General features: G+C 72.0%; 26 protein-coding genes. 10 read left to right on the forward strand and 16 right to left on the reverse strand.

Translation table 11 applies throughout. From position 1 onward, the window contains the following. The first annotated feature begins 20 nt into the window (after window positions 1-20). The 5 genes from ACLBYG_RS04420 to ACLBYG_RS04440 all read left to right on the forward strand — a co-directional run bounded on the left by ACLBYG_RS04420 (window position 21) and on the right by ACLBYG_RS04440 (window position 4,490). Window positions 21-1,115: an LLM class flavin-dependent oxidoreductase gene (locus ACLBYG_RS04420; protein WP_447680717.1), complete on the forward strand. Its 1,095-nt coding sequence runs from the start codon at window positions 21-23 to the stop codon at window positions 1,113-1,115. Continuing rightward, a complete protein-coding gene (locus tag ACLBYG_RS04425) occupies window positions 1,115-2,053 on the forward strand; it encodes an ABC transporter substrate-binding protein (RefSeq protein ID WP_447680718.1) in 939 nt (312 codons plus the stop codon). The genes ACLBYG_RS04420 and ACLBYG_RS04425 overlap by 1 nt, the downstream gene beginning before the upstream one ends. A gap of 19 nt (window positions 2,054-2,072) precedes the next feature. Further along, window positions 2,073-2,597 (forward strand): cupin domain-containing protein, encoded by a 525-nt coding sequence (locus ACLBYG_RS04430; RefSeq protein WP_447680719.1) that lies wholly within the window; start codon window positions 2,073-2,075, stop codon window positions 2,595-2,597. 19 nt (window positions 2,598-2,616) lie between these two features. After that, window positions 2,617-3,981: an LLM class flavin-dependent oxidoreductase gene (locus ACLBYG_RS04435; RefSeq protein ID WP_447680720.1), complete on the forward strand. Its 1,365-nt coding sequence runs from the start codon at window positions 2,617-2,619 to the stop codon at window positions 3,979-3,981. Window positions 3,982-4,109: 128 nt separating this feature from the next. Further along, window positions 4,110-4,490, forward strand: a complete 381-nt coding sequence (locus tag ACLBYG_RS04440; RefSeq protein ID WP_447680721.1) for a response regulator — start codon at window positions 4,110-4,112, stop codon at window positions 4,488-4,490. 15 nt (window positions 4,491-4,505) lie between these two features. Here the strand turns inward: ACLBYG_RS04440 and ACLBYG_RS04445 are convergent, their stop codons facing one another. Further along, window positions 4,506-5,366, reverse strand: coding sequence for a hypothetical protein (locus ACLBYG_RS04445; RefSeq protein ID WP_020091038.1), 861 nt, complete (start codon window positions 5,364-5,366; stop codon window positions 4,506-4,508). 57 nt (window positions 5,367-5,423) lie between these two features. Then, window positions 5,424-5,699 (reverse strand): hypothetical protein, encoded by a 276-nt coding sequence (locus ACLBYG_RS04450; RefSeq protein ID WP_447680722.1) that lies wholly within the window; start codon window positions 5,697-5,699, stop codon window positions 5,424-5,426. 154 nt (window positions 5,700-5,853) lie between these two features. Between ACLBYG_RS04450 and ppk2 the strand changes: the two genes are divergently transcribed. The 4 genes from ppk2 (at window position 5,854) to ACLBYG_RS04470 (ending at window position 7,928) form a co-directional block, all read left to right on the forward strand. Beyond that, a complete protein-coding gene (gene ppk2 / locus ACLBYG_RS04455) occupies window positions 5,854-6,801 on the forward strand; it encodes a polyphosphate kinase 2 (RefSeq protein ID WP_447680723.1) in 948 nt (315 codons plus the stop codon). 78 nt (window positions 6,802-6,879) lie between these two features. Continuing rightward, window positions 6,880-7,128 (forward strand): hypothetical protein, encoded by a 249-nt coding sequence (locus ACLBYG_RS04460; protein ID WP_128083267.1) that lies wholly within the window; start codon window positions 6,880-6,882, stop codon window positions 7,126-7,128. Window positions 7,129-7,479: 351 nt separating this feature from the next. Next, a complete protein-coding gene (locus ACLBYG_RS04465; protein ID WP_447680724.1) occupies window positions 7,480-7,626 on the forward strand; it encodes a hypothetical protein in 147 nt (48 codons plus the stop codon). A gap of 74 nt (window positions 7,627-7,700) precedes the next feature. Then, the gene (locus tag ACLBYG_RS04470; protein ID WP_020091033.1) at window positions 7,701-7,928 is read left to right on the forward strand and encodes a hypothetical protein; all 228 of its coding nucleotides are present in this window, start codon (window positions 7,701-7,703) and stop codon (window positions 7,926-7,928) included. A gap of 7 nt (window positions 7,929-7,935) precedes the next feature. Here the strand turns inward: ACLBYG_RS04470 and ACLBYG_RS04475 are convergent, their stop codons facing one another. Further along, window positions 7,936-8,904, reverse strand: coding sequence for a helix-turn-helix domain-containing protein (locus tag ACLBYG_RS04475; RefSeq protein ID WP_447680725.1), 969 nt, complete (start codon window positions 8,902-8,904; stop codon window positions 7,936-7,938). Between the two features lie 121 nt (window positions 8,905-9,025). On the opposite strand from ACLBYG_RS04475, the gene ACLBYG_RS04480 reads away from it, so the two are divergent. Further along, a complete protein-coding gene (locus tag ACLBYG_RS04480; RefSeq protein WP_447680726.1) occupies window positions 9,026-9,469 on the forward strand; it encodes a MucR family transcriptional regulator in 444 nt (147 codons plus the stop codon). Between the two features lie 51 nt (window positions 9,470-9,520). Here the strand turns inward: ACLBYG_RS04480 and ACLBYG_RS04485 are convergent, their stop codons facing one another. From ACLBYG_RS04485 to fumC, 13 genes are all read right to left on the reverse strand, one after another. Further along, a complete protein-coding gene (locus tag ACLBYG_RS04485) occupies window positions 9,521-10,039 on the reverse strand; it encodes a hypothetical protein (protein WP_447680727.1) in 519 nt (172 codons plus the stop codon). Window positions 10,040-10,070: 31 nt separating this feature from the next. Then, a complete protein-coding gene (locus tag ACLBYG_RS04490; RefSeq protein WP_447680728.1) occupies window positions 10,071-10,607 on the reverse strand; it encodes a hypothetical protein in 537 nt (178 codons plus the stop codon). Window positions 10,608-10,772: 165 nt separating this feature from the next. Beyond that, window positions 10,773-11,711, reverse strand: coding sequence for a pirin family protein (locus ACLBYG_RS04495; protein WP_020091028.1), 939 nt, complete (start codon window positions 11,709-11,711; stop codon window positions 10,773-10,775). A gap of 135 nt (window positions 11,712-11,846) precedes the next feature. Continuing rightward, entirely contained in the window at window positions 11,847-12,878 is a 1,032-nt protein-coding gene (locus ACLBYG_RS04500; RefSeq protein ID WP_447680729.1) for an aldo/keto reductase, read from the reverse strand. A 92-nt stretch (window positions 12,879-12,970) separates the two neighbouring features. Further along, the gene (locus ACLBYG_RS04505) at window positions 12,971-13,966 is read right to left on the reverse strand and encodes an HlyD family secretion protein (protein ID WP_447680730.1); all 996 of its coding nucleotides are present in this window, start codon (window positions 13,964-13,966) and stop codon (window positions 12,971-12,973) included. A 1-nt stretch (window position 13,967) separates the two neighbouring features. Then, the gene (locus ACLBYG_RS04510; RefSeq protein WP_020091025.1) at window positions 13,968-14,192 is read right to left on the reverse strand and encodes a DUF1656 domain-containing protein; all 225 of its coding nucleotides are present in this window, start codon (window positions 14,190-14,192) and stop codon (window positions 13,968-13,970) included. After that, the gene (locus tag ACLBYG_RS04515) at window positions 14,189-16,045 is read right to left on the reverse strand and encodes an FUSC family protein (protein ID WP_447680731.1); all 1,857 of its coding nucleotides are present in this window, start codon (window positions 16,043-16,045) and stop codon (window positions 14,189-14,191) included. The genes ACLBYG_RS04510 and ACLBYG_RS04515 overlap by 4 nt, the downstream gene beginning before the upstream one ends. Before the next feature lie 47 nt (window positions 16,046-16,092). Beyond that, the gene (gene cydB / locus ACLBYG_RS04520; protein ID WP_447680732.1) at window positions 16,093-17,079 is read right to left on the reverse strand and encodes a cytochrome d ubiquinol oxidase subunit II; all 987 of its coding nucleotides are present in this window, start codon (window positions 17,077-17,079) and stop codon (window positions 16,093-16,095) included. Window positions 17,080-17,085: 6 nt separating this feature from the next. After that, window positions 17,086-18,498, reverse strand: coding sequence for a cytochrome ubiquinol oxidase subunit I (locus ACLBYG_RS04525; protein WP_447680733.1), 1,413 nt, complete (start codon window positions 18,496-18,498; stop codon window positions 17,086-17,088). A 107-nt stretch (window positions 18,499-18,605) separates the two neighbouring features. Next, window positions 18,606-20,117, reverse strand: a complete 1,512-nt coding sequence (gene mqo / locus ACLBYG_RS04530; RefSeq protein ID WP_447680734.1) for a malate dehydrogenase (quinone) — start codon at window positions 20,115-20,117, stop codon at window positions 18,606-18,608. A gap of 11 nt (window positions 20,118-20,128) precedes the next feature. Then, window positions 20,129-20,527 carry a hypothetical protein gene (locus ACLBYG_RS04535; RefSeq protein ID WP_020091020.1) on the reverse strand — a complete coding sequence of 133 codons (399 nt, stop codon included), beginning with the start codon at window positions 20,525-20,527 and terminating at the stop codon, window positions 20,129-20,131. 30 nt (window positions 20,528-20,557) lie between these two features. After that, on the reverse strand, window positions 20,558-22,285 hold the full coding sequence (gene poxB / locus ACLBYG_RS04540; RefSeq protein WP_091676006.1) for a ubiquinone-dependent pyruvate dehydrogenase: 1,728 nt from the start codon (window positions 22,283-22,285) through the stop codon (window positions 20,558-20,560). 48 nt (window positions 22,286-22,333) lie between these two features. Next, window positions 22,334-23,791: a class II fumarate hydratase gene (fumC, locus tag ACLBYG_RS04545; protein WP_447680735.1), complete on the reverse strand. Its 1,458-nt coding sequence runs from the start codon at window positions 23,789-23,791 to the stop codon at window positions 22,334-22,336. Between the last annotated feature and the right edge of the window lie 32 nt (window positions 23,792-23,823).

Genomic DNA, 23,823 nt, shown 5'->3' on the forward strand with positions numbered 1-23,823 from the left:
CTCGACCCGGAGATCGCACCGTGAGCCTGCTTCCCCCCGATGCCGTCGAGTTCATCGGCTTCGTCGCCCCCCGCCACACCTCCGAGATCCACCCGGCGGCGGGGCCGTCCATCGACCGCGACTACCTGAAGCTCCTGGCGCAGGCGCACGAATGGGGCGGGTTCGACCGTGTGCTGGTGGCCTTCCACGCGACCACGCCGGACGCGCTCCTGCTCGCCGGGCAGGTCGCCGCCGTGACCGAGCGGCTGGGACTGATGATCGCCCACCGCACCGGATTCACGGCGCCCACCGTGGCGGCGCGGCAATTCGCGACCCTCGACCAGCTCACCGGCGGCCGGGTCGCGATCCACGTGATCAGCGGCGGCGACGACCGGGAACTCGCCCAGGACGGCGACCACCTCACCAAGGACGCGCGCTACGCCCGCACCCGGGAGTTCCTCGACATCGTCCGGCAGAGCTGGACCGCCGCGGAGCCGTTCGACTACGCGGGCGATCACTACCGGGTGGAGCGCGGCTTCTCCGAGGTGAAGCCGGTCAACGCGATCCCGGTCTATTTCGGCGGCGCCTCGCCGGCGGCGCTGGCGGTGGCCGGCCGCCACGCCGACACCTACGCCCTCTGGGGCGAGACCCACGCCCAGGTCGCCGAGCTGATCGGCCGGGTGCGGGCGGCGGCCGCGGCCCACGGGCGGGCGCCGCGCTTCAGCCTGTCGATCCGGCCGATCCTCGCCGAGACCGAGGCGCGGGCCTGGGAGCGCGCCGAGGACATCCTGGCCCGGACCCGGGCCGTCCGGGCCGCCAAGGGCCTCGGCCCGGCGGCGACGCCGCAGAACGAGGGCTCCCGGCGGCTCCTCGCGGCCGCCGCCGCGGGGCCGCGCCACGACAAGCGCCTGTTCACCGCCATCGCGGCCGAGACCGGGGCGGCGGGCAACTCGACCGCCCTGGTCGGCACCCCCGAGCAGGTCGCCGACGCCCTGCTCGACTATCACGACCTGGGCGTGCGGACCTTCCTGATCCGCGGCTTCGACCCGCTGGAGGACGCGCTCCAGTACGGCCGGGCGCTGCTGCCCGCCGTCCGGGCCGCCCTCGGGCGCCGCGACGCCGCCGAGGCCGCCTGATGCGCGCCGTCATCCTCGCCCTGCTGGCGCTCCTGGCGGTCCGGCCGGCGCACGCGCAGGAGGTTCTGCGGGTCGGCGACCAGCGCGGCAACGCCCGCGCGCTGATGGAGGCGGCCGGCGTGCTCGACGGGCTGCCCTACCGGCTCGACTGGAGTGAGTTCCCGGCGGCCGCGCCCCTGCTCGAGGCGCTGAACGCCGGCGCGATCGACGCGGGCGGCGTCGGCGACGCGCCCTTCACCTTCGCGGCGGCCGCCGGGGTGCCGGTGAAGGCGTTCCTGGCCTTCCGCAACCGGCAGGACGGGCTGGCGATCCTGGTGCTCAAGGAATCGCCCCTCCGCACCGTGGCGGACCTGAAGGGCAAGCGCGTCGCGACGAACCGCGGCTCGATCGGCCATCAGGTGGTCCTGGCGGCGCTGGAGGAGGCGGGCCTGCCCGCCGACAGCGTGACCTTCAGCTTCCTGACGCCGGCCGACGCCAAGATCGCGCTGGCCTCCGGGGCGGTCGACGCCTGGGCGACCTGGGAGCCCTACACCTCCACGGCGGAGCTCGCCGGCCTCGTCCGGGTGATCCGCGACGGCAACGGCATCACCCCGGGCCTGACCTTCGCGGTGGCGAGCGACGACGCGATCCGGACCAAGCGGGCGCTGCTCGCCGATTTCGGCGCGCGCCTCGCCCGCGCCCGGGCCTGGGCCCTGAAGGATCCGGCGCCCTACGCGTCCGTCTGGTCGAAGCTCATCGGCCTGCCGGAGGCGGTGCCGCTGCGCTGGTTCGGCCGCGCCGCCTACCGGGCCGTCCCGATCGACGCGTCCGTGATCGCCGACGAGCAGCGCAACATCGATCTCTACGTCCGCGCCGGGCTGATCCCGAAGGCCCGCGCGCCGCGGGCCGAGGCGATCCTCGACACGAACGTCTCGCAAACCGCCGCCGCCGTGCAATGATGGCGCGGGAGGACCCGACATGCACGACCACGGCGACGACCACGGCCACAGCCACGATCATGGCCACGCCCACGATCACGGGGCGTCCGAGCGCTGGAAGCACGACGGCGTTCGGGTGATCCCCGGCGACCGGCTCGACGCCAACACCGCGCAGACGCCCGGCATGTACCGGCAGGCCGCGATCAACGCCGCCCGGGTCGGCGCCCAGAAGATCTGGGCCGGCACGGTGGCGATCCAGCCCGACGCCAAGACCGGCGTGCACCATCACGGCGCATTGGAGAGCGTGATCTACGTGGTCTCGGGCCGCGCCCGGATGCGCTGGGGCGACCGGCTCGAATACGTCGCCGAGGCCGGGCCGGGCGACTTCATCTTCGTGCCGCCCTTCGTGCCGCACCAGGAGATCAACGCCTCGACCGACGAGCCGCTGCACTGCGTGCTGGTGCGCTCCGACAACGAGGCGGTGGTGGTCAACCTGCCCGACGTCGAGGCCGCCGAGGCGCCCGAGACGGTGTACTGGGTCGACCCGATCCACAAGCATCCGTGAGAGACCGGAGACGGCAGCGATGAGCCGGGACCGCCAGCTGCATCTCGGCGCCTTCATGCGCCCGGTCGGCATCCACACCGCGTGGTGGCGCTATCCGGGCGGCTATCCGGACGCGAACTTCAACTTCGAGCACCTAGCGCACTTCGCCCGGCGGCTGGAGGCCGCGAAGTTCGACGCGTTCTTCATGGCCGACCACCTCGCGGTGATGAACATGCCGGTGGCGGCGCTCCGCCGCTCGGCCACCGTGACGTCGTTCGACCCGCTGACCCTGCTGCCGGCGCTCGCCGTGCTCACCGATCGGATCGGCCTGATCGCCACCGCGTCGACAACCTACAACGAGCCCTACCACGTCGCCCGCAAGTTCGCCTCGCTCGACCATATCTCGAAGGGGCGGGCCGGCTGGAACCTCGTCACCTCCGGCAACCCGGACGAGGCCCTGAACTTCGGCCGCGACGCGCATCTGGAGCACGCCACCCGCTACGCCCGGGCGCGCGAGTTCTTCGACGTAGTGACCGGCCTGTGGGATTCCTTCGCCGACGACGCCTTCACGATGGATCCGGCGAGCGGCCTGTTCTTCGACCCGGCGAAGATGCGCGTCCTCGACCACCGCGGCGACTTCCTGAAGGTGAAGGGCCCGCTCAACGTCGCCCGGCCGGTGCAGGGCTGGCCGGTGATCGTCCAGGCCGGCGCCTCCGAGGCCGGCAAGCAGATCGCCGCCGAGACCGCCGAGATGGTGTTCGGCGCGGCCTCGACCCTGGAGGCGGCGCGTGCCTTCTACGCCGACGTGAAGGGCCGGATGCCGGCGGCGGGGCGCGACCCGGACCAGCTCAAGATCCTGCCCGGCTGCTTCATCGTCCTGGGCGAGACGGAGGACGAGGCGCAGGCCAAGAAGGCGCGCCTCGACGACCTCGTCCATCCCGACAGCGGCCTCGCCAACCTCTCGGTCCGCCTCGGCGTCGACGCGACCGGCTTCGCCCTCGACGCGCCGCTCCCGGAGCTCCCCGAGAGCAACGCCAGCAAGAGCGGGCAGGCCCAGATCGTGGACTACGCCCGGCGCACCGGCGCGACCGTGCGGGAACTCGCCCGCAAGGTCGGCGGCTACGGCGGCCTGCAGATGGTCGGCACGCCCGCGCAGGTGGCCGACCGGATGGAGGAGTGGCTGGAGACCCGCGCCTGCGACGGCTTCAACGTGATGTTCCCGTTCGTGCCCGAGGGTCTCGACGACGTGGTCGACCGGCTGGTGCCGGAGCTGCAGCGGCGCGGGCTGTTCCGCCGGGACTACGCGGGGACGACGCTGCGCGACCATCTCGGCCTCGCGCGGCCGGCCAACCGCTTCTTCCCGCCCGACGCCCCGCCCGACGCCCCGGCTCGGCCAGGGGGCTGATCGACCCGCCGCGCGGGCCGGCGCGGTCCCGCGCCGTCGGGGTGCGTGGCGGATCATGCGAACGGCGCGAACCTCCGGTCGTGTCGCGCGGTTATTCTCGGATCGTCGCGCGCCGATGGGAGGGGATCGTGCCCGAGGCTGTTCCGCCCCTGTCCGGGTGCCGCGTCCTCGTCGTCGAGGACGAGTATCTCATCGCCAGCGAGGTCAAGCGCTGGTTGCACAGCGCCGGGGCCGAGGTGATCGGCCCGGTCCCGCGCGCGGATCTCGCCCTGGACCTGATCGCCGAGCAGACGCCCCACGCCGCGGTGCTCGACGTGAATCTGGGCGACGGGAACAGCGTCTATCCGGTCGCTGAGCGTCTCGGCGTCCTCGGCGTGCCGTACCTGTTCGCCACCGGCGACGTGCGGGTCACCGGCGCCACGGCCGAGGCGAGCCGGCCCATCTTGGAGAAGCCCTTCGTGGCGGCGGAGCTGGTCCGGGCCGTGACCAGGCTCGTCGCGGCCGCCTGAGGCCGCCGCGCCGCCTCAGAGGGGGCCCGGCCCGGGATGCGGGCCCATGCGCCGGCGGTCGTGCTCGATGGCGAAGACGTGGGCGTAGAGATTCGCGACCCAGCCCCGCCCCTCGACCGTGAGGTCGAGGAACCGGATCGCGTCCCCGATCACGGGCTCGATCTTGCCCCAGAAGAACGACGGGTAGCGCTCCGCGAGGTCGGCCGGGCTGTCGTAGCCGAGTTCCGCGTTGACGCCGATCTCGGCGAATTCGTGGAACAGGGCGTTCAATTTGCGCGGGTAGAGCGGGTCGCCGAGCTGACCGATCAGGTCGGCCGCCCGCAGCAGGCCGGCCTCGGTCCCGGTCTCGCGATGGGAATCGTCCTCGGGGACCGGGAAGCGGGTCAGCTCGATCGCCCGGATGACCCGGGACGCGTCGACGAGATCGTGCGTGCCGAAGCGCTCCTGCACGGCCAGCTTCGAGCGCTCCACGTGGTAGGGTGCCAGCGCCGCGTCAGAGGCGCCCCGGGGCAGGCTGACGGTCGTGCCCTGCGCGTCGATGACGAAGGCCTGCAGCCGGTCTCCGGCGCAGACGCCGCGCACGTAGCCGATGTCGTGGTAGAGGGCGGCCAGGATCATGTGCAGCCAGTCCTCGGGCGTGATGCCCTGCTGCAGGAAGCGGCCGCGGAGGATGTCCTGGGCGACCAGGGTGACGAGGGCCGTGTGGTCGCCGTCATGGTAGAGGGCGTCGCTCCCGACGATCCGCTCGATCGTCAGGCGCGCCGCGGCCTCGATGATCTCGGCGTAGCGCGGCTCCCGGCTGCCGAAGGTCCGCTGGTAGGTCAGGGCCAGGTGCTCGCCGAGGGCGTCGGCGAGCATCTTGGTCGCGTCGAACATGGGATCCTCGCCGTCAGCTGCGTCGGGCGGCGCCGCGCCCGGCCGGGTCGATGGAGATCACGCGGATCGCCCCCCGCGATCGACGAGCCGCTCCTCGAGATAGGCCGCCGCGTCCGCGTAGAGTTCGTAGCGGCGCAGCAGCACCGCCCGCTTCTCGGCCTTCGTCGCCGCGTCGAGCTTGGCGCGGGCCCTGTCGGCGCGGGCGCGCAGCTTCCCGGCGAGCTTCTCGAAGGCGGCATCGATGCGCGCGCCGACCTTCTCGCCCTCGGCGCGCGCCGGATCGGGGTCGTCCTGCCGGCGCTTCGGCGCGGCCCTCTTCGCTTCTCCAGCCATGACGCATCTCCGGTCGCCCCGATCGGTGGCGGAACCGTATGACGGAACGATCACGGGCGCGACATGGGATCGGCCGCCGCGGGCGCGGCGCTTTCTCAGGCGTGTCACGGAACGCTGCTCTAGCTCGACCCCGCGACGCGCAGGAGAACCGGCGATGCGGCCCGACGACAGCTCTGCCCCGGATGCCACCTTGAACGCCAACTCGGATGCCACCCTGGAGGCGATCCGGCGTGACCTCGCCGACAGCTACGACGAGGAGCTGGAACTCGGGCTCGAGGAGGATCGCCTCGACCGGCTCGCGGCCGAGCTCGGCGGCGCGCCGCCCGATCATCTCGACCGCAAGGTCTATTTCCGCGCGCTGCTCCGGCTCCAGCACGAGCTGGTCCGGCTCCAGGACTGGGTGCAGGACCGGAAACTGCGCGTGGTCGTGCTGTTCGAGGGCCGCGACTCGGCCGGCAAGGGCGGCGTGATCAAGCGGATCACCCAGCGCCTCAATCCCCGCGTCTGCCGCGTCGCCGCCTTGCCCGCCCCGAGCGAGCGCGAGCGGACGCAATGGTATTTCCAGCGCTACGTCTCCCATCTGCCCGCCGGCGGCGAGATCGTGCTGTTCGACCGATCCTGGTACAACCGCGCCGGCGTCGAGCGGGTCATGGGCTTCTGCACCGAGGCGGAGGTCGAGGAGTTCTTCCGGTCGGTCCCCGAGTTCGAGCGCATGCTGGTGCGCTCCGGCATCGTCCTGGTAAAATACTGGTTCTCGATCACCGATGCCGAGCAGGAATTCCGCTTCCGGATGCGGATCCACGATCCGCTCAAGCAATGGAAGCTGTCGCCCATGGACGTCGAGTCGCGGCGCCGCTGGGAGGACTACACCCGGGCCAAGGAGGACATGCTGGCGCGGACCCATATCCCCGAGGCGCCCTGGTGGGTGGTCGAGGCGGTCGACAAGCGACGGGCCCGCCTGAACTGTATCAGCCACCTGCTCGACCAGATCCCCTACGGCAGCGTGGAGCACCCGGCGGTCCATCTGCCCGAGCGCCTGCGGCACGCGGACTACGTGCGCGGCCCGGTCCCCGCCGCGATGATCGTTCCGGCCGCGTACTGATCGCGGCGCGGTGACGGCGCGGGAGTCGTGATCCTGTCGCGGTGGCGCGGCTATAGCGCCGCCATGGCGAAGCGCCCCATGACTCTCGACCTGTTCACGACCCTGGATATCGTCGATGACGACGTCTCGGCCGTCGTCGACGCCTATCTGGCCGATCCCACGCCCGGTTCGGTGGCGTTCGGGGACGGCTTCCGCATCGACCCCGCGGCCGCGGTGGCCTCGCATCCCTTCGCCCGGACGCTGATCGATCAGCCCTGGGCCGATGCCGGGCTGCGCCGGGCCGCCATCCGCGCCGCCATCCTGCTGGCGGAGCCGGAGCGGGTCTGACCGGATCGGCCACCTTTCGCGCGACGGTCGCGCGATATTCGTGGGGCTGGCATGCGGCTGTCATCGCGCTGGCATACCGCTGTCATGCGGCCGTCATGGGCGGGATGGCAGGTCGCCGCCACGGCGAACCTCCCGACCCTATGCCGCCACTCCGCCCGCCCGGTCCTGCCGTGGCGGGCTTTTGTATGCCCGCGGCTCGGCCATCGCGACGACGCGCGTCGGATCCTACGCCTAAAACGGTAGGTGTGCCGACCTCCGACCACACGACGCCCGGTTGTAATCTGGGGCGGAGACGGCGCGGATGAACGGCGCGCCTTCACGGTGAACGATCGGTTTACCCAAACCGCACAATTGCGCCGACCGCTCCGATCCGGGCGCGATCGGCGGGCGTTCTACGGGCAGGTCCACCGGAGACGTGCTGACATGCTGATCCTCAACCCGATGACCGGCCAGATGGTCGAGGTGCGCGTGCCCCGGCCGAAGCCGAAGGCCGCCTGAGCGCGCCAGCTCTCCGTCCGCTTCCCCGCACGCCCGCGGCCCAGGCGGCGTGCCCCTCCAGCCCCGCACGACCCATGCTGCCGACCGATCTCGACCGACCCGCCGAACTGACCCTCTGGCCGGGCTACGCGCCGGCCCGGGTGGCCGTGTCGCACAGTTTCCCGACGCTGCGGGCCGCCCTCGCCGCCGCGGTCGCGGCGATCGATGCCGAGGATGCCAATCCCTGGATCATCACCGAGGGCGGCGACATCCTCGCTCCGGGATGGATCCGCGCGAACACCGCGGGCGCCGTCCTGCAGTAGCCGGACGTCAGCCGGCGAGCTGGTCCGCGCCGCGGTTGCGCCACCGGTACTCGCTCGGCGAGATCCCGTAGCTGTCCTTGAAGCGGCGGCTGAAATGGCTCTGGGTGCAGAAGCCGCAGCTGTAGGCCAGCTCTCCGACGGCCAGATGGGCGAAGCCGGGATCGGCGAGACGCTGCGCGGCGGTCTCCAGCCGCCGCCGCCAGATCCAGTCGGCGATGTTGCGATCCTGCTCGCGGAACAGGGCCTGGAGGTGGCGCAGCGACACGCCGACGGCCGCCGCGAGCCGGGCGGGGTCGAGGTTCAGGTCGCCGAGATGGGCCTCGATGTGGGCCAGCGCGCGCTGGAAGATCAGGACGCCCTGGATGTTCTTGGGGGTCTCGTGCGCGAGGCGTTCCGCGATGCTCGCGACGATGAGATCGACGCCGACCGACGCCATGCGGTTCGACATGTCCGGCGTCAGGCGCTCCGCGTTGCGGACCAGTTCCTGGAAAAAGGTCGTCACCATCGACGTGCCGACTTGATCCGCGCCGATCGTGAGGCACGTGAACCGGCGCGTCGAGCCGAGGGCGCGCTCCAGGGCCGCGCGCGGCAGCTCGACGAACAGCGTCTGCGTGTCGACGTCGGAGGCCATCGTCGCCGGCCGACGGTCCATCACGACGATGTCGCCGGGATTCTGGATCGCGGTGCGGTCGTCCTGCGCGCTGAACACGCGGCCCTTGAGCGTGATGGCGACGTTCAGGGTCTCGTACTTGCCGTGCCGGCGGATCGTGTCCGGGGTCGCGACGGTGGTGACGGCGCTCTGCGTCACGCGCGTGATCAGCAGCGGCCCGACCTCCGCGGCCTCCAGTGTGCCGGTGAAAGCGTGCGCCGCGGCAGGCGTAAGTTCGACCGGCACGATCCGCTCGAAGATCGTCTCACGCCAGAGGCGGAAACTGTCTTTCGGCTTGAAATCCGCCGTAGAGAACAAAGTCCTCATCGTAAATTCTTGTATTCATGCTTCGCCGCGCGCGCTCGGGAAAACGGTAGCACGCTTTCAGGCAAGCGCAACGGCACCGACCAACCTAAGAGGGTTCTCGACCTTGTCAGGAGCCCATAACGTGTCCGATTCGTCCCTCGTCAGCGCTCAATCCAATATCGTGCTGACGGCAGGGCTCGTCGCTGCCTACGTATCGAACAATCGGGTTCCGACCGCCGACCTCCCGACCCTCATCGCGCAGTGTCACGACGCGATCACCGCGCTGGCCGCCAACGGGGCGGCGTCGATCGAGGCGGCTGGGGACACGGACGCGCTGCGCGACCGGCCTACCGCCGCGCAGATCCGCAGCTCGATCCGGCCCGACGGCATCGTGAGCTTCATCGACGGGCGCCGGTACAAGACGCTCAAGCGCCATCTCACGGCCCACGGCCTGCACCCGCAGAGCTACCGCGAGCGCTACGGTCTGCCGGCCGACTATCCGATGGTCGCGCAGGAATATGCCGAGCGCCGGTCCGCGCTGGCGCGCTCCATCGGCCTCGGCGTGCCGGGCGAGCGCGCCGCCTGAGCCGACCCGCCTCGGCAGGCCGCGGCCGATTCGCGGCTGGCGCTCCCGGCCTCAGGCGGCCGCGTGCCGCCCGTCGGGCAGCAGATCCCGGCTCGCCTGCTCGATCCGTTTGAGCCAGTCCTCGGCCGCCGCCGCCCGCAGGGTCGCGGCCTCGGCCCGCGCCTCGGCCTCCCGGACGCGCCGGTCGGCTTCCGCCTCGCGTTCGTGGACCTGCCGCGCCGCCTGCGCCCGCGCCTCCTCCAGGAGCGCCCGCAGGGTCCGGATCTCCTGCTGGGCGGCCTCCAGATCCGCGGCCAGGGTCTCGCAGGCGGTCGATTGCTGGTGCAGGCGCTGATCCTGCGCCTGCTTCGCGACGGTCGCGGCCGACAGGGTGTCGAGGATCTGGCTCCAGTCCGCCACCGGCCGCGACAGCGTCTCCGAATCGGGTTCGGGGGACGCTTCGGAACGCGCCGCCGGGCTCGGCGCGTCGGCCGTGCGGGTGCCGTCGGCGATCCCCGGAACCGGCTCCGTCGGTTCTCCGCGCTCGCGCGCGATGCGGGCGTCGAGCTGGGCCCAGAACGTCGCGTTCATCGCCGTGGCGGTTCCGCCGGGTCCGCGCCGGTCACGAAGCCGCCCGCGTCGCGGAAGCCCGAGCGCTGCCCGCCGGGCCGGTCACCTGTCCGCCCGGCTGCATCACGAATTCCGCGTCGATCGTCTCGGCGATGCGCTGGAGCATCTGCTCCGCCGCCGCGGCCCGCTCCTCGGCGGCCGCGGCCCGGTCCTCGGCGGCCTGGATCAGCTTGATCGCCTGCGCGTGGACCTCGTGGGTCTCCCGCTCGGCCGCCAGCACCTGGGCGCGGGCCGCGTCCATGTCGGCGCGCACCTGCCGCAGCAGGTCCTGGACGTGCGTCTCCTGCTCCTGTGCCCGGTCCTCGACGTCCCGGATGTAGCGCGCCGCGCCCTGCACCCGCTCCAGCAGGTCGGGCCACCGCTCGACCGGCGACGGGTTCTGGTTGCGCCCCTGCGCCGAGACGCGCTCGTCCGCGGCGAGCAGGACGAGGTTGCCGGTGCGGATCCGGGTCGTCGGCTCGCGGGCGTCGCGCGCGACGGCATCGATCTGGTCCAGCGCCTCGGCCTTGGGGTGCTTCGTCTGTTCCATCACGCGTCCTGCCGACAGGGTGCAGCGCAAGCCTTCGGTGAGGCATCGGCGTCCGCCTCACACCGACGGAAAATGGTTAACAACTCCTTAATGTTCGCGCTAGGGTTGCGCTGCCGCGGCGATACCCGCGCGACGTAGCGCGGGACCGCCGGATTGCGGGCCGTCTCACGGGTAGCGGACGGGCTGCGGGTCCTCCGGCAGCGGGATGAACTCGGCGTCGTTCGGCACGGTGTCGAACCGGCCCTGGCGCCAATCCTCCTTGGCCTGCGCGATCCGCTCGGGCCGGGACGAGACGAAGTTCCACCACAGGTGGCGCGGGCCGTCCATTGGCTCGCCGCCCAGCACCATGAACCGGGCCGATTCCGTGGCGCGCACGCTGATGCGGTCGCCGGGGCGGAACACCAGCAGCTGGCCGGGGCCGAAGCCGTCGCCGGCGATCTCGATGGCGCCCGCGACCGTGTAGATCGCCCGCTCGTCGTAGGTCGGATCGAGGGGCAGGACGGCGCCGGCCTCGAGGGCCACGTCGGCGTAGACCATCGGGCTCGAGGTCCGGACCGGCGAGCGCGCGCCGAAGGCCTCGCCGGCGATCAGCCGGACGGTCTTGCCCTCGCCGGTGAGGACCGGCAGCGCGGCGGCGTCGTAGTGCTCGAAGGCGGGGGCGTTCTCCTCGTCCCGGTCCGTCAGCGCGACCCAGCTCTGGATGCCGAACAGCCGGGAGCCGGTCTGACGCAGCGTCGGCGCGGTGCGCTCCGAGTGCGTGATGCCGCGGCCGGCGGTCATCCAGTTCAGCTCGCCCGGCCGGATCGGCAGCTCCGTGCCGAGGCTGTCGCGGTGCATGATCTCGCCGTCGAACAGGTAGGTGACGGTGGAGAGGCCGATATGCGGGTGCGGCCGCACGTCCATGCCCTGCCCAAGGAGAAACTCTGAGGGGCCCATCTGGTCGAAGAAGATGAAGGGGCCGACCATCCGGCACTCGGTGGAGGGCAGCGCCCGGCGCACCGCGAAGGAGCCGAGATCGCGCGAGCGGGGCACGATCAGGGTCTGGATCGCGTCGCAGCTGAAATGGTCGCCCGGGATCGGGTCATCGGCACTGTGCCAGCTCATCGCCTTGCTCCTCCGCGCGGGGATCGGCCCCCCATCCGCAGGCATCCTGGACCGGGAGCGGCCGGGTTGGAACAGAAACGATCGAAACGCATCGTTTCCGAAAAATCGCCCGATCGTCCCGGCCGGGGCGACGGCCTACCAGGGTGTCGGCTTGGGGTTGCGCTCGTCGAAGCCGCGCTGGTGCCAGTACGGGTAGATCGGGGTCTCCTGACTCGCCGCGTCGAGCCGGGCGACCTGCTCGGCCGTCAGGGTCCAGCCGAGGGCGCCGAGGTTCTGCTTCAACTGCTCCTCGTTGCGGGCGCCGACCACGATGTTGCACACGGTCGGCCGGGTCAGCAGCCAGTTGAGCGCCACCTGCGCCACCGTCCTGCCGGTCTCGGCCGCCACTGCGTCGAGGGCGTCGACCACGCCGAACAGGTAGTCGTCGGAGACCGGCGGCCCGCCCTCGGCGCCGCCGGCGGCGATGCGGCCGCTCTGGTTGGCCTGTCCGCGGCGGATCTTGCCGGTGAGGCGGCCCCAGCCCAGCGGGCTCCAGACCATCAGGCCGACGCCCTGGTCGAGGCCGAGCGGCATCAGCTCCCACTCGTAGTGGCGGCCGATCAGCGCGTAGTAGCCCTGGTAGGCGACGTAGCGGGCGAGCCCGTGGCGCTCGGAGGTCGCGAGCGCCTTCATCAGCTGCCAGCCCGAGAAGTTGGAGGCGCCGATATAGCCGATCTTGCCCGCGCGGGTGAGGTCGTCGAGCGCCCGCAGCGTCTCGTCCACGGGGGTGAGGGCGTCGAAGCCGTGCATGAAGTAGACGTCGATATGGTCGGTGTCGAGCCGCTTCAGGCTGGCCTCGCAGGCGCGGACCAGGTGGTAGCGCGAGGAGCCGACCTGGTTCAGCTCGTCGTTGAACCGGAAGGTCGCCTTGGTGGAGATCAGCGCCCGGTCGCGCTTGCCCTTCAGGGCCTGGCCCAGGATCTCCTCCGAGGCGCCGCCCGAGTAGATGTCGGCCGTGTCGAAGAAGTTGACGCCGGAGTCGAGGCAGAGATCGACCATGCGGGTCGCCTCGGCGACGTCCGTCTGCCCCCAGCGCTGGAAGAATTCGTTCGTGCCGCCGAAGGTGCCGGTGCCGAAGCTGAGCACCGGCACGGTGAGGCCGGAGCGTCCGAACTGCCTGTAGTCCATCGGGTCCTCGTCGCGATCGCGGCCGCCGCGCGGCGGCGCGCCTGCCGGATCAACGCGCCGCGCCGCCCGGTTTTCCCGGCCGGCGCGGGCCGTCAGCGCCGCGACTCGACGACCGGCGCCCCGTCGCAGCGCTGGCCGGCGTTCGCGCCCGTGCGCCGGCCGGGCGGCAGGGCGTCCGGCGACCCGGCCTTCTCGGCCAGGATCGCGACGTTCGCCGTCATCCCGGCCGCCAGCACGATCGGGCAGGGCACGTCGTCGAGGTCGATCCGGATCGGCACCCGCTGCGCCAGCCGGACCCAGGTGAAGATCGGGTTGACCGTCGGCAGCCCCTGGACGCCCGGGGCGGCGTCGGCGACGCTGATCCCGCGGCCGAGGCCGGTGACGCGCCCCCGGATCGGACGGTCCGGCCACGCCATCAGCGACACGCGCGCGGCGTCGCCCGCGCCGATGCGCGGGAGCTGCGTCTCCTCGAAATAGCCCTCGATCCAGAAGCTGTCGCCGTTGACCAGCGTAAGCGCCGGCTGCCCCGTGGCGGCGAACCCGCCCTCCTGCAGCAGCAGGTTGGTGACCCAGCCGTTCACGGTCGCCCGCAGGGTCGTGCGCTCCAGGTTGAGCCGCGCCTGCGCCAGCGCACCCTCCGCCTGGACCACGTCGGCCTGGGCGGCCTGCGCCTGGCCGCTGGTCGTCTGCTTCTGCTGCGGCGTTGTGGCGAGGTCGTCGAGGTCGGCGGTGCGCTGCGCGATCCCCGCGAGGTACCCGGCCCGCGCCCGGGCGCTGGCGAGGGCGCCCTCGGCCTGGGTCACGGCGTTCCTGAACGTGCCGGGGTCGATCGTGAACAGCACGTCGCCCTTGCGGACGAACTGGTTGTCGTGGACGCGGACCGCCACCACCGTACCGGAGACCTCGGGCGCCACCTGCACGGTGTAGACGCGCACGCGCCCGTCCCGGGTCCAGGGCGTGTAGGCGTAGTAGAGGAAGGCGAGGTAGGCGAGGCCCACGGCCGCCGCCAGCGCCAGCAGGGTGGCGGCGACGTTGTAGGCGGGCGGCGGCTGCCAGTCGCGCAGCGACGGTCGCGGTTTCAGGGCCATCTCACGGGCCCTGGACGCGCAGGGACAGGATCAGCAGCGCCGTCACGGCGGTCAGGAGGCTGAAGTCGAACAGGGCGCGGTTCCAGACAAGGTGGTTGATGCCGATCCAGTCCAGGATCCAGCGCAGGGCCCAGGTGATCACCAGGGCGGCGAGCAGGCAGATCACCGCGGGCTCGACGAAGAGCCCGAGCACATCGACCGCCCGCAATCCGACCACGCCGATCACGCCCGCCCTCCCGGATCGAGGTTCGGCCAGCCCGCGCGGTCGAGATCCGACACGAGGGCGGCCAGCGCCCCGATGCGCTCCGCCTGGAGGGGTAGGGTCGCCCGGTCGGCGAGCGCGCGCAAGGGATCCGGCGCCGTCTCCGGCCCCGCCGGACGGGACGCGGCGAGCCGCGCCCAGACCGCCCGGCCGACGCGGCGGCCCTCCCGGTCGTCCGTCTCCCGCAGGGCGAGCAGCAGGAGCCCGATCACGAGCAGGCGCTCGCCGCTCCGGGCCGCCGCGTCGTCCGCGCCGATGAGGGCGAGCCGGCCGAAGCCCCGGGCGAGGTAGCGGTCGAGCGGCGGCAGCAGGAGCGCCGGGTCGAGGGCCGCGCCCCGCACCGACCGGACCAGCCGGCGTCGGGCCCGCAGGCGCAGGGTCGCGGCGCTCACCGGCGGCGGCAGGGCGGCGAACGCGATCGCCGCCACCGCCATGCCGAGCAGCTCGGCCAGCACGGTGTTGAGCGAGTCGGCGAGGTCGTAGGTCATCGGGTTCTTGGGATCGAGCACGCCGAAGACGAAGAACCCGAAGCCGATCCCGTAGATCGCGCGCTTGTCGGCGCGGCCGACCACCGCCAGCATCGCCACCGGCAGCAGCACCGCGGCCAGGAGCGCGAAGCTCCCGGTGGTCGTCAGCAGGGTGTAGCGGACGGTGAGCCCGACCACGCCGGCGAGCAGCGCGCCGACCAGGAAGGCGCGGGATTCCGCCCGCGGGTCGGCATGGGCGGCGAGCAGGACGCAGACGAGGCTCGCCCAGGTCGCGGCGCCGGCCCCGTGCGACCAGCCGGTGACGTACCAGAAGCCGTTGACCAGCAGGACGGCGGCGGCGGTGCGCAGGGCGTTGTCGAAGGCGTGCCAGCCGTCCCAGTCCAGGTCGTTCCACAGGAGCAGGTGCGGGCGGAACGGGACGCGCCGCCGGCCCACGCGCCCGCCGGCCCGCAGGAGCCGCGCCGAGACCCGGACGCGCCCGACCTGCCGGACGGCGATCGCCCCGCCGGCCCCGATCAGGTCGGTCGAGCGCGATCCCGGCCGGTCCGGCAGCAGCGCCCGCAGCAGGCCCGCGGCGAGCACCCGCCGCAGCCGGGGGGCGGCGTTGCGGATGCCGCGGCCGCCGGAGCGCAGGGAGGGCTGCTCGGTGAACGTGTCGGTGACCTCCTCGCCCAGGGTCATGACCGCGGCGATCGGCATCGGGCCGGGCCGCTCGTTCCGCCGCAGGGCGTCCATCCAGGCGTCGCAGGCCTCCGCGGCCGCCTCGAGCCGCCCCGCCAGGGCGCGGCTGACGGCGGGGACGCCCGGCGCCACGAACACGTTCGACGCGTAGGCGCAGCCGATCCCGAGCAGGATCGTCGAGCAGCGGTCGACGCCGATCTGGAACACCGCCTCCGGGTTCTGCACGTCGGCCAGCGCGATGATCGGCACGGTGAAGCCCATCGAGGCGAAGCCGTAGGCGCGCTGGCCGCTCTCGACGCTGGAGGCCGCGGTTAGCAGGCCCATCCACAGGGCCAGCGCGAGGTCGAAGGCCAGGGTCGCCTGGGCGAAATTGGCCACCAGCACCATCGCGACGGTGACGCCCACCAGCGTGCTGCCGGCGCGCCACAGGCTCTTGCGCAGGGAGGCCGCGCGGGTGGCGAGCGTCACCGAGATGACCGTCCAGCCGGCCCAGTGCGGTAGCGCCAGCTCGAGCCACATGGCGAGCCAGACCGCCGCGATGGCGGTGAGCGCGATGCGCACGGCCTCGGCCGCCTCGCGCGGCCACCACGCCGCGAGGCGCTGCAGGAGGCCCGGCGCGTCCTCGGAGAGCGCGACCTCACCGGCCATCGCGCGGCCTCGCCGGCCGGGGCGGGTCCGGGAACCCGGCTGCAGGCTCAGTCATAGTGCTCGGCGATGTCGACCTTCCCCTTGAACACCCGGTAGACCACCAGGGTGTAGATCAGGGTGATCGGCAGGACCACGATCCCCGCTCCCCAGAACATGAAGGACAGGCTCGCCTCCGGCGCCGCCGCCTCGGTCACCGTCACGCTGAACGGCACCATGTAGGGCAGGAACGAGGCGGCGAGCGTCGCGAAGGCGGCGGCGAAGATCAGCGCCACCAGCGGAAAGGGCAGGGCATCGATCCGGCGCCGCGCCGCGTAGAGGAGCCCGGCGCAGGCCGCGGCCCCCACGAGCGGCAGGACCAGCATCTCGGGCCGCTCGACCCAGCGGTGCAGCACCCGCAGGTTCATCGCCAGCGCGTACGCGAAGGCCGCGCCGAGGAAGACCAGGACGCCCAGCAGGAGCCGCGGCAGCAGCCGGAAGCCGAGGTCGCGCACGTCGGACTCGGTCTTGCCGCACAGCCACGCGGCGCCGAGCAGCGCGTAGCCGAGGCACAGGCCGACCCCGCAGAGCAGCGAGAACGGCGTGAGCCACGTGAACGCCCCGCCGGCATAGAGCCCGCCCTGCACCGGCAGCTCCTGCACGAGCGCCCCGACCGTCACGCCCTGCACGAAGGCCGCGCAGTAGGAGCCGCCGACGAAGCCCGCGTCCCAGACCCGCCGCAGCCGCCGGGACTTGTAGCGGAACTCGAAGGCGACGCCGCGCAGGATCAGGGCGGCGAGCATGAGGAGGAGCGGCAGGTAGAAGGCCGAGAGCAGCAGCGCGTAGACCATCGGGAAGGCGCCGAACAGGATCGTGGCGGCGAGCACCAGCCAGGTCTCGTTGCCGTCCCAGACGGGGGCGATCGCCTGCATCATGTGCCGGCGCGCCGTCTCGTCCGGGGCGATCCCGAACAGCATGCCGACGCCGAGGTCGAACCCGTCGAGCAGCACGTAGAGCATCAGGGTGAGGGCGAGGGCGGCGGCCCAGAATTCGATCACGGCCGCTCACTCCGCCGGATTGCTGCTGGGGGTGCCGGGACTGTCGCCCGGCACGGCGAGCGGCCGCTTGGGGTTGGCGGCGCTCCCCGCACGGGCCGGGGTCGGCAGGATGCCGGCCTTGAGCATGCGGTAGATGTAGACGGTGCCGGCCGCGAAGATCAGCGCGTAGACCGCGCCGAACACGGCGAGCGAGGTCGCCACCTGCGGCGCGGCCAGGAACGGCGTCGCCGCGTCGGCGGTGCGCAGCTGGCCGTAGACCGTCCAGGGCTGGCGCCCGACCTCGGCGGTGAACCATCCGGTCAGGGTCGCGACGAAGCCGAGCGGGAACGACAGGAAGATCGCCCATTGCAGCCAGCGCGCCCGCTCCAGCCGCCCGGTAGCGTAGAAGGCCATCCCGCCCCAGGCCAGCGCCAGCATCAGCAGCCCGCAGCCGACCATGATGCGGAAGGCGAAGAACGGGATCAGCACCGGCGGCCGGTCGGCCTTGGGGATGTCCTTGATGCCGATCACCGTGCCGGTGAGGGTGCCGTCGTCGATCAGGCTGCCGATCGGGGCGGGCAGCGCGATGACGAAGTGGTTCTTCTCCTGCGCCTCGTCGGGCCACGCGAACAGGATCTCGCCGGCCGGCGCCTGGCTCTCCCAGTGGCCCTCGATCGCGGCGATCTTCGAGGGCTGGTGCTTGACGACGTAGTCGCCGGTGAGGTGGCCGAAGAACAGCTGCAGCGGCACCAGGATCGCGGCGAGGCCGAGCCCCATCCGGATCATGGCGCGGGCCTCGATCCGGTCGCTGCCGCGCAGCATGTACCACGCCCCCGTCGCGGCCACGCAGAAGCTGGTGGTGACGTAGGCGGCCAGGACCATGTGGGGGAAGCGGACCCAGACGACCCCGTTGAAGATGATCGCCCACCAGTCCGTCGGCACGAACACGCCGTCCGGGCGCTGGGCGAAGCCGGTCGGGTACTGCATCCACGAATTGTTCACGAGGATCCAGAACGACGACAGGCTGGTGCCGAGGCAGACCATCAGGCAGGCGAACAGGTAGAACCAGCGCGGCACCCGCCTGCGGCCGAACATCAGCACCCCGAAGAACGAGGCCTCGAGCGCGAAGGCCGTGAAGCTCTCGTAGCCGAGGAGCGGCCCCTGGATCGGGCCGGTGCGGCGGGCGAGCTCGCTCCAGTTGGTGCCGAACTGGAACGCCATGACGATGCCGGAGACCACGCCGAGCCCGAAGGCAACGGCGAAGATCTTGAGCCAGAAGGCGAACAGGCGGTCGTAGACCGGGTCGCGCGAGATCATCGCCCGCGCCTGCAGGAAGGCGAGCCAGGCCGCCAGCCCGACCGTGAAGGCCGGGAAGATGATGTGGAACGACACCGTGAAGGCGAACTGGATGCGCGAGAGCATCAGGGCGGAGATGTCCATCGTTCCTCTCTCCGGCCGAAGCTAGCCGGTCCGCCGCCGCGGGCCGGGCGCGCCGCACCCTCAGATGTCCGCCAACGGGGCGCGGGGAACCGCGCCTCGCGAACCTGTCAGACGTTCTCGATCCTCAGGACCGGCGCCGTCTCGGCCCGGGTGCGGCGGCAGGCCTCGGCGTCCCGCTTGAGGTCGATGCCGTAGGTCGGGATCACCGCCTTGAGGCGGGGCAGCCAGGCGTCCGGCGTGAGCCGGTCGGCGAAGCACTTCTCCAGCACCTCGACCGCGATGAAGGCCGCCGTCGAGGCGCCGGGCGAGGCGCCGAGCAGGGCGCAGATCGAGTTGTCGGCCGCGGCCACCAGCTCCGTGCCGAATTCGAGGTAGCCTTCCTCCAGCGGGTTCGCCTTGCCGGTCGGCTTGATCGTCTGCACCCGCTGGCCGGCCACCGCCGAGGTCCAGTCCTGCTTCAGCGCCTTGGGGAAGAAGTCCTTGAGGGTCGCGAACTGGTGGTCGGAGCTCTGGAGCACCTGGCCCACGAGGTACTCGGTGAGCGCGACGTTGTCCTTGGCGACGTCGAGCAGCGGCACGATGTTGTGCGGCGTCAGCGCGGTGAACAGGTCGGTGAGCGACCCGTGCTTCAGGAAGCGCGACGAGAAGCCCGCGTAGGGCCCGAACAGCAGCGAGCGCTTGCCGCCGATGATGCGGGTGTCGAGGTGGGGCACCGACATCGGCGGCGAGCCGGAGGCGGCCTTGCCGTAGACCTTGGCGTGGTGGCGCGCGCTGACCGCGTCGACGTCGCAGCGCAGCCAGATCCCCGAGACCGGGAAGCCGCCGTAGCCGCGCCCCTCCGGGATCTTCGAGGCCTGCAGCAGCGGCAGCGAGCCGCCGCCCGCGCCGATGAACACGAACTTGGCCGTCACGGTCTGGCGCGTGCCGTCGTAGGTGTCCTCGACGGTCACGGCCCAGCGGCCGTCGTCGACCCGGTCGAGGGCGACGACCTTGCGGTTGTAGTGGACGGCGAAGCCGGGCTGCGCCGCGAGCTGCTTCACCAGCAGGTGCGTCAGGGCGCCGTAATCGACGTCCGTCCCGGTGACGATCCGGGTGGCGGCGATCGGCTCGCCGGGATCGCGGCCCTCGATGATCAGCGGCGCCCAGCCGGCGATGACCTGCGGGTCCTCGCTGTACTCCATGCCGTGGTAGCAGTGGTGGGCCGACATCGCGGCGTAGCGCGCCTTGAGGAAGGCGACGTTCTCGGCCCCCCAGACGAAGCTCATGTGCGGGCAGGGATGGATGAAGGCGCGGGGGTCCGGGATCGCGCCCTTCCTCACCAGATGCGCCCAGAGCTGGCGCGAGATGTCGAACTCGGTGTTCACCTCCAGGGCCTTGGCGATGTCGACGCTGCCGTCGGGGCGCTGGGGGGTGTAGTTCAGCTCGCAATTGGCCGCGTGGCCGGTGCCGGCGTTGTTCCAGCCCTCCGAGCTCTCCTGCGCGCAGTCGTGCAGCGTCTCGAACATCGCGATCCTGAGCGTCGGCTCCAGCTCCTTCAGCATCGTGCCGAAGGTCGCGCTCATGATCCCGGCGCCGATCAGCACCACGTCGGGAGCGTCGTCGAAGCTCATCTCGGCCATCGGGCCCCTCCTCAGGCGGTCTTGTTCGGAACGAAGGGGAGCCGGGCCTCGGCGCCGGGGGCGAGGATCACGTAGGCCCGGCACCAGGGCTCGTCGTCGACGAGGCGCCAGGAATGGCCGGAGCCGGCCGTGTCCTCGGCGATGAGGATGTCACCGGGGCGGATCGTGAAGTGCGCGCCGGCCCTCGTCTGGAAGTCGAGGGTGCCGCGCAGGGTGATGACGAACTGCCGGGTCGGCGCCGCGTGCCACGCGTAGGTCCCGCCGGCCTGGGTCTCGCGGAAGGAGATCGAGACCACGTCGGTCGTGCCGCTGAGGATGTCGCCGCGCTCGCCGTGGGGCAGGTCGATGACGCCTTCCTCGAAGTAGGAATTGTCGTCGTCACCGGTCCAGATGCGTACGCAGCGGATCATCGGGCAGAGCTCCGGCTTCGGAAGGGCGCCTCAGCGCCAGAGGTTGGTCTTGGCGAGGTCGATGATCTCGGTGCCGCGCCCGTCGATGACCGCCCGGGCGAGCCACATCCCGAAGCCCGTCACCTGCTCGAGGCCGACCTTCGGCGGCATCGACAGCTCCTGGCGGGCCGAGACGACGTCGAGCAGCGCCGGGCCGTCATGGGCGAGCATCGCGGCCATCGCGTCCGGCAGCGCGGCCGGGTCCTCCACGCGCCGGGCGAAGATGCCGGCCCCGCTCGCCATGGCGGCGAAGTCCGGGTTCACCAGCTCGACGCCGGTCTCGAGGAAGCCCGCCGCCTTCATCTCCATCTCGACGAAGCCCAGCGTGCCGTTGTTCAGCACCACGATCTTCACCGGCAGCTTGTGCTGGTTGAGGGTCAGCAGGTCGCCCATCAGCATGGCGAAGCCGCCGTCGCCGGAGAACGAGATGATCTGCCGCCCGGGATAGGCCGCCTGCGCGCCGATCGCCTGCGGCAGGGCGTTGGCCATCGAGCCGTGGTTCAGCGAGCCGATCAGCCGGCGCTTGCCGTTCATGGCGAGGTAGCGCGCCGCCCAGATCGTCGGCGTGCCGACGTCGAAGGTGAAGACCGCGTCCTCGGAGGCCGCCTCGCTGAGCGTCCGGGCGACGTATTGCGGGTGGATCTTGCCGCCGGGCTTGCCCACCGCCAGCGCGTCGAGCCCGGCGCGGGCCTTGCGGTAATGGGCGAGGCTGTCGTCGAGATGCGCCCGGTCGGTCTTGGCCTGCAGCTTCGGGAGCAGCGCCGCGATCGTCTCCCCGACGTCGCCGATCAGGCCGAGATCGATCCGGCAGTGGCGCCCGAGGCTCCCGGCCCGCAGGTCGACTTGCGCGACCTTGGCGTCGTCCGGGTAGAACTGGCGGTAGGGGAAGCCGGTGCCGAGCAGCAGCAGGGTGTCGCAGTCGAGCATCGCCCGGTAGCCCGACGAGAAACCGATCAGGCCGGTCATGCCGACGTCGTAGGGATTGTCCCACTCGACGTGCTCCTTGCCGCCGAGCGCGTGGACGACAGGCGCCTTCAGTGCCTCGGCGAGTTGCAGCAGCTCCGCGTGGGCGCCGGCGCAGCCGCGGCCGCAGAACAGGGTCACGCGCCCGGCCGCGTTGAGCATCCCGGCGAGCGCGTCGAGGTCGGCCTCGCGCGGGCGCACCACGGGCGGGGGCGGCACGAGGGCGGCGGAGAGCTCGGGCGCGTTCCCCGGCATGGCCATGAGGCCGACATCGCCGGGGATCACCACGACGGCGACCCCGCGCTCGGCGATGGCGACGCGCATCGCGGTCTCGATCACGCCGGGCAGCTGGGCCGGCGAGGAGACCAGCTCGCAGTAGTGGCTGCATTCCTGGAACAGGTTCTGCGGGTGCGTCTCCTGGAAGTAGCCCCGGCCGATCTCCGCCGAGGGGATCTGGGCCGCGATGGCCAGCACGGGCACGCGGGAGCGGTGCGCGTCGAACAGGCCGTTGATCAGGTGCAGGTTGCCCGGCCCGCAGGATCCGGCGCAGACCGCGAGTTCGCCGGTCAGGTGCGCCTCTGCGCCGGCCGCGAAGGCGGCGCTCTCCTCGTGGCGCGTGTGGATCCAGGCGATCGAGCCGTCCTGGCGCAGGGCCTCGGTCAGGCCGTTGAGGCTGTCACCGACCACGCCGTAGATGCGCTTCACGCCGGCCTGCGCCAGCGCCCGGACGAACAGATCGGCGACCTTCGTGCTCATGGTGTCTCGCTCAGCTGAGGGGGGGCGGACGGACGGTCCCGGCGCGCTTCAGGCGCCGGCCAGCCCGTGGCCGATCATCGTCCTGGGATCGCACACCGCGTCGAAGCGCTCGGCCGGGACGCCCTCGGCCAGGGCGGCCGCGCGCAGGGTCGTGCCCTCGTCGTTGGCGCGGTGGGCGATCTTCGAGGCGAGGTCGTAGCCGATCACCGGCGACAGGGCCGTGACCAGCATCAGCGACTGGTTCACGGTCTCGTCGATCCGCGTCCGGTTGAGTTCGGTGCCCTCGACCGAGTAGGTCCGGAACTTCTCACAGGCGTCGCCCAGCACGCGGATCGAATGCAGCGTGTTGTTGATGATGATCGGGCGCATCGCGTTGAGCTCGAAGTTGCCCTGCGAGCCCGCGAAGGCGACCGCGTTGTCCTCGCCGATCACCTGGATGCAGACCATCACCAGGGCCTCGCACTGGGTCGGGTTGACCTTGCCGGGCATGATCGAGGAGCCCGGCTCGTTGGCCGGCAGCAGCAGCTCGCCGAGGCCGCAGCGGGGCCCCGAGGCGAGCCAGCGCATGTCGTTGGCGATCTTCATCAGTGCGACCGCGAGCCCGCGCACCGCCGCCATGGCGGCGACCATGGCGTCCAGCGACCCCTGCGCGGCGAACTTGTTGGGCGCCGTGACGAACGGCTTGCCGGTGAGATCGGCGATCTTGGCGGCGATCTCCGCGCTGAACCCCTCCGGAGCGTTGAGGCCGGTGCCGACCGCGGTGCCGCCGGCCGCCAGCTTGTACAGCCCGGCGCGCGACGCCTCGACGAGGGCCAGCGCGTCGCGCATCTGCGCCACGTAGCCCGACCATTCCTGGCCGACGGTGAGCGGCGTCGCGTCCTGCAGGTGGGTCCGGCCGGTCTTGACCACGTCCATCCAGGCCCGCGCCTTGGCGTCGATCGCGTCGGCCAGCGCCCGCGCCTTGGGGAGCAGGACCTCGTCGAGTTCGAGCACCGTGGCGACGTGCATCGCGGTCGGGAAGGTGTCGTTCGACGACTGGCCCATGTTGACGTGGTCGTTCGGGTGGACCGGGCTCTTGGAGCCGAGCACACCGCCGAGGAGCTGGATCGCGCGGTTCGACAGCACCTCGTTGACGTTCATGTTGGACTGGGTGCCGGAGCCGGTCTGCCAGACGTAGAGCGGATAGTGCGCGTCGAGCTTGCCCGCGATCGTCTCGTCGGCGGCCTGGACGATGGCCTGCGCGCGCCAGTCCTCCAGGCGGCCGGCGGCGGCGTTGACCAGGGCGGCGGCCTTCTTGACGTAGCCGTAGGCGTGGTAGACCCGCTTGGGCATGCGATCGTCGCCGATCGAGAAGTGCTGGAGCGAGCGCTGCGTCTGCGCGCCCCAGTAGCGGTCCGCCGGCACGTCGATCCCGCCCATCGAGTCCGTCTCGTGCCGCATCCCGGTGGCGGCGATGCCGATCGGAACGTCGCGCAGGATGGGGTGGCCCGGGGCAGACTCGTTCATCGTCATCCTTCTCGGTGTCGGACCGTCTGGCA

This window comes from Methylobacterium sp. D53M (genome assembly GCF_053345625.1).

Coding starts and splice junctions, on each gene's coding strand:
- ACLBYG_RS04425 (WP_447680718.1), top strand. CDS start 1,115: ATGCGCGCCGTCATCCTCGCCCTGCTGGCGCTCCTGGCGGTCCGGCCG.
- ACLBYG_RS04430 (WP_447680719.1), top strand. CDS start 2,073: ATGCACGACCACGGCGACGACCACGGCCACAGCCACGATCATGGCCAC.
- ACLBYG_RS04435 (WP_447680720.1), top strand. CDS start 2,617: ATGAGCCGGGACCGCCAGCTGCATCTCGGCGCCTTCATGCGCCCGGTC.
- ACLBYG_RS04445 (WP_020091038.1), bottom strand. CDS start 5,366: ATGTTCGACGCGACCAAGATGCTCGCCGACGCCCTCGGCGAGCACCTG.
- ACLBYG_RS04450 (WP_447680722.1), bottom strand. CDS start 5,699: ATGGCTGGAGAAGCGAAGAGGGCCGCGCCGAAGCGCCGGCAGGACGAC.
- ppk2 (WP_447680723.1), top strand. CDS start 5,854: ATGCGGCCCGACGACAGCTCTGCCCCGGATGCCACCTTGAACGCCAAC.
- ACLBYG_RS04460 (WP_128083267.1), top strand. CDS start 6,880: ATGACTCTCGACCTGTTCACGACCCTGGATATCGTCGATGACGACGTC.
- ACLBYG_RS04470 (WP_020091033.1), top strand. CDS start 7,701: ATGCTGCCGACCGATCTCGACCGACCCGCCGAACTGACCCTCTGGCCG.
- ACLBYG_RS04475 (WP_447680725.1), bottom strand. CDS start 8,904: ATGAGGACTTTGTTCTCTACGGCGGATTTCAAGCCGAAAGACAGTTTC.
- ACLBYG_RS04485 (WP_447680727.1), bottom strand. CDS start 10,039: ATGAACGCGACGTTCTGGGCCCAGCTCGACGCCCGCATCGCGCGCGAG.
- ACLBYG_RS04490 (WP_447680728.1), bottom strand. CDS start 10,607: ATGGAACAGACGAAGCACCCCAAGGCCGAGGCGCTGGACCAGATCGAT.
- ACLBYG_RS04495 (WP_020091028.1), bottom strand. CDS start 11,711: ATGAGCTGGCACAGTGCCGATGACCCGATCCCGGGCGACCATTTCAGC.
- ACLBYG_RS04500 (WP_447680729.1), bottom strand. CDS start 12,878: ATGGACTACAGGCAGTTCGGACGCTCCGGCCTCACCGTGCCGGTGCTC.
- ACLBYG_RS04505 (WP_447680730.1), bottom strand. CDS start 13,966: ATGGCCCTGAAACCGCGACCGTCGCTGCGCGACTGGCAGCCGCCGCCC.
- ACLBYG_RS04515 (WP_447680731.1), bottom strand. CDS start 16,045: ATGGCCGGTGAGGTCGCGCTCTCCGAGGACGCGCCGGGCCTCCTGCAG.
- ACLBYG_RS04525 (WP_447680733.1), bottom strand. CDS start 18,498: ATGGACATCTCCGCCCTGATGCTCTCGCGCATCCAGTTCGCCTTCACG.
- mqo (WP_447680734.1), bottom strand. CDS start 20,117: ATGGCCGAGATGAGCTTCGACGACGCTCCCGACGTGGTGCTGATCGGC.
- ACLBYG_RS04535 (WP_020091020.1), bottom strand. CDS start 20,527: ATGATCCGCTGCGTACGCATCTGGACCGGTGACGACGACAATTCCTAC.
- poxB (WP_091676006.1), bottom strand. CDS start 22,285: ATGAGCACGAAGGTCGCCGATCTGTTCGTCCGGGCGCTGGCGCAGGCC.
- fumC (WP_447680735.1), bottom strand. CDS start 23,791: ATGAACGAGTCTGCCCCGGGCCACCCCATCCTGCGCGACGTTCCGATC.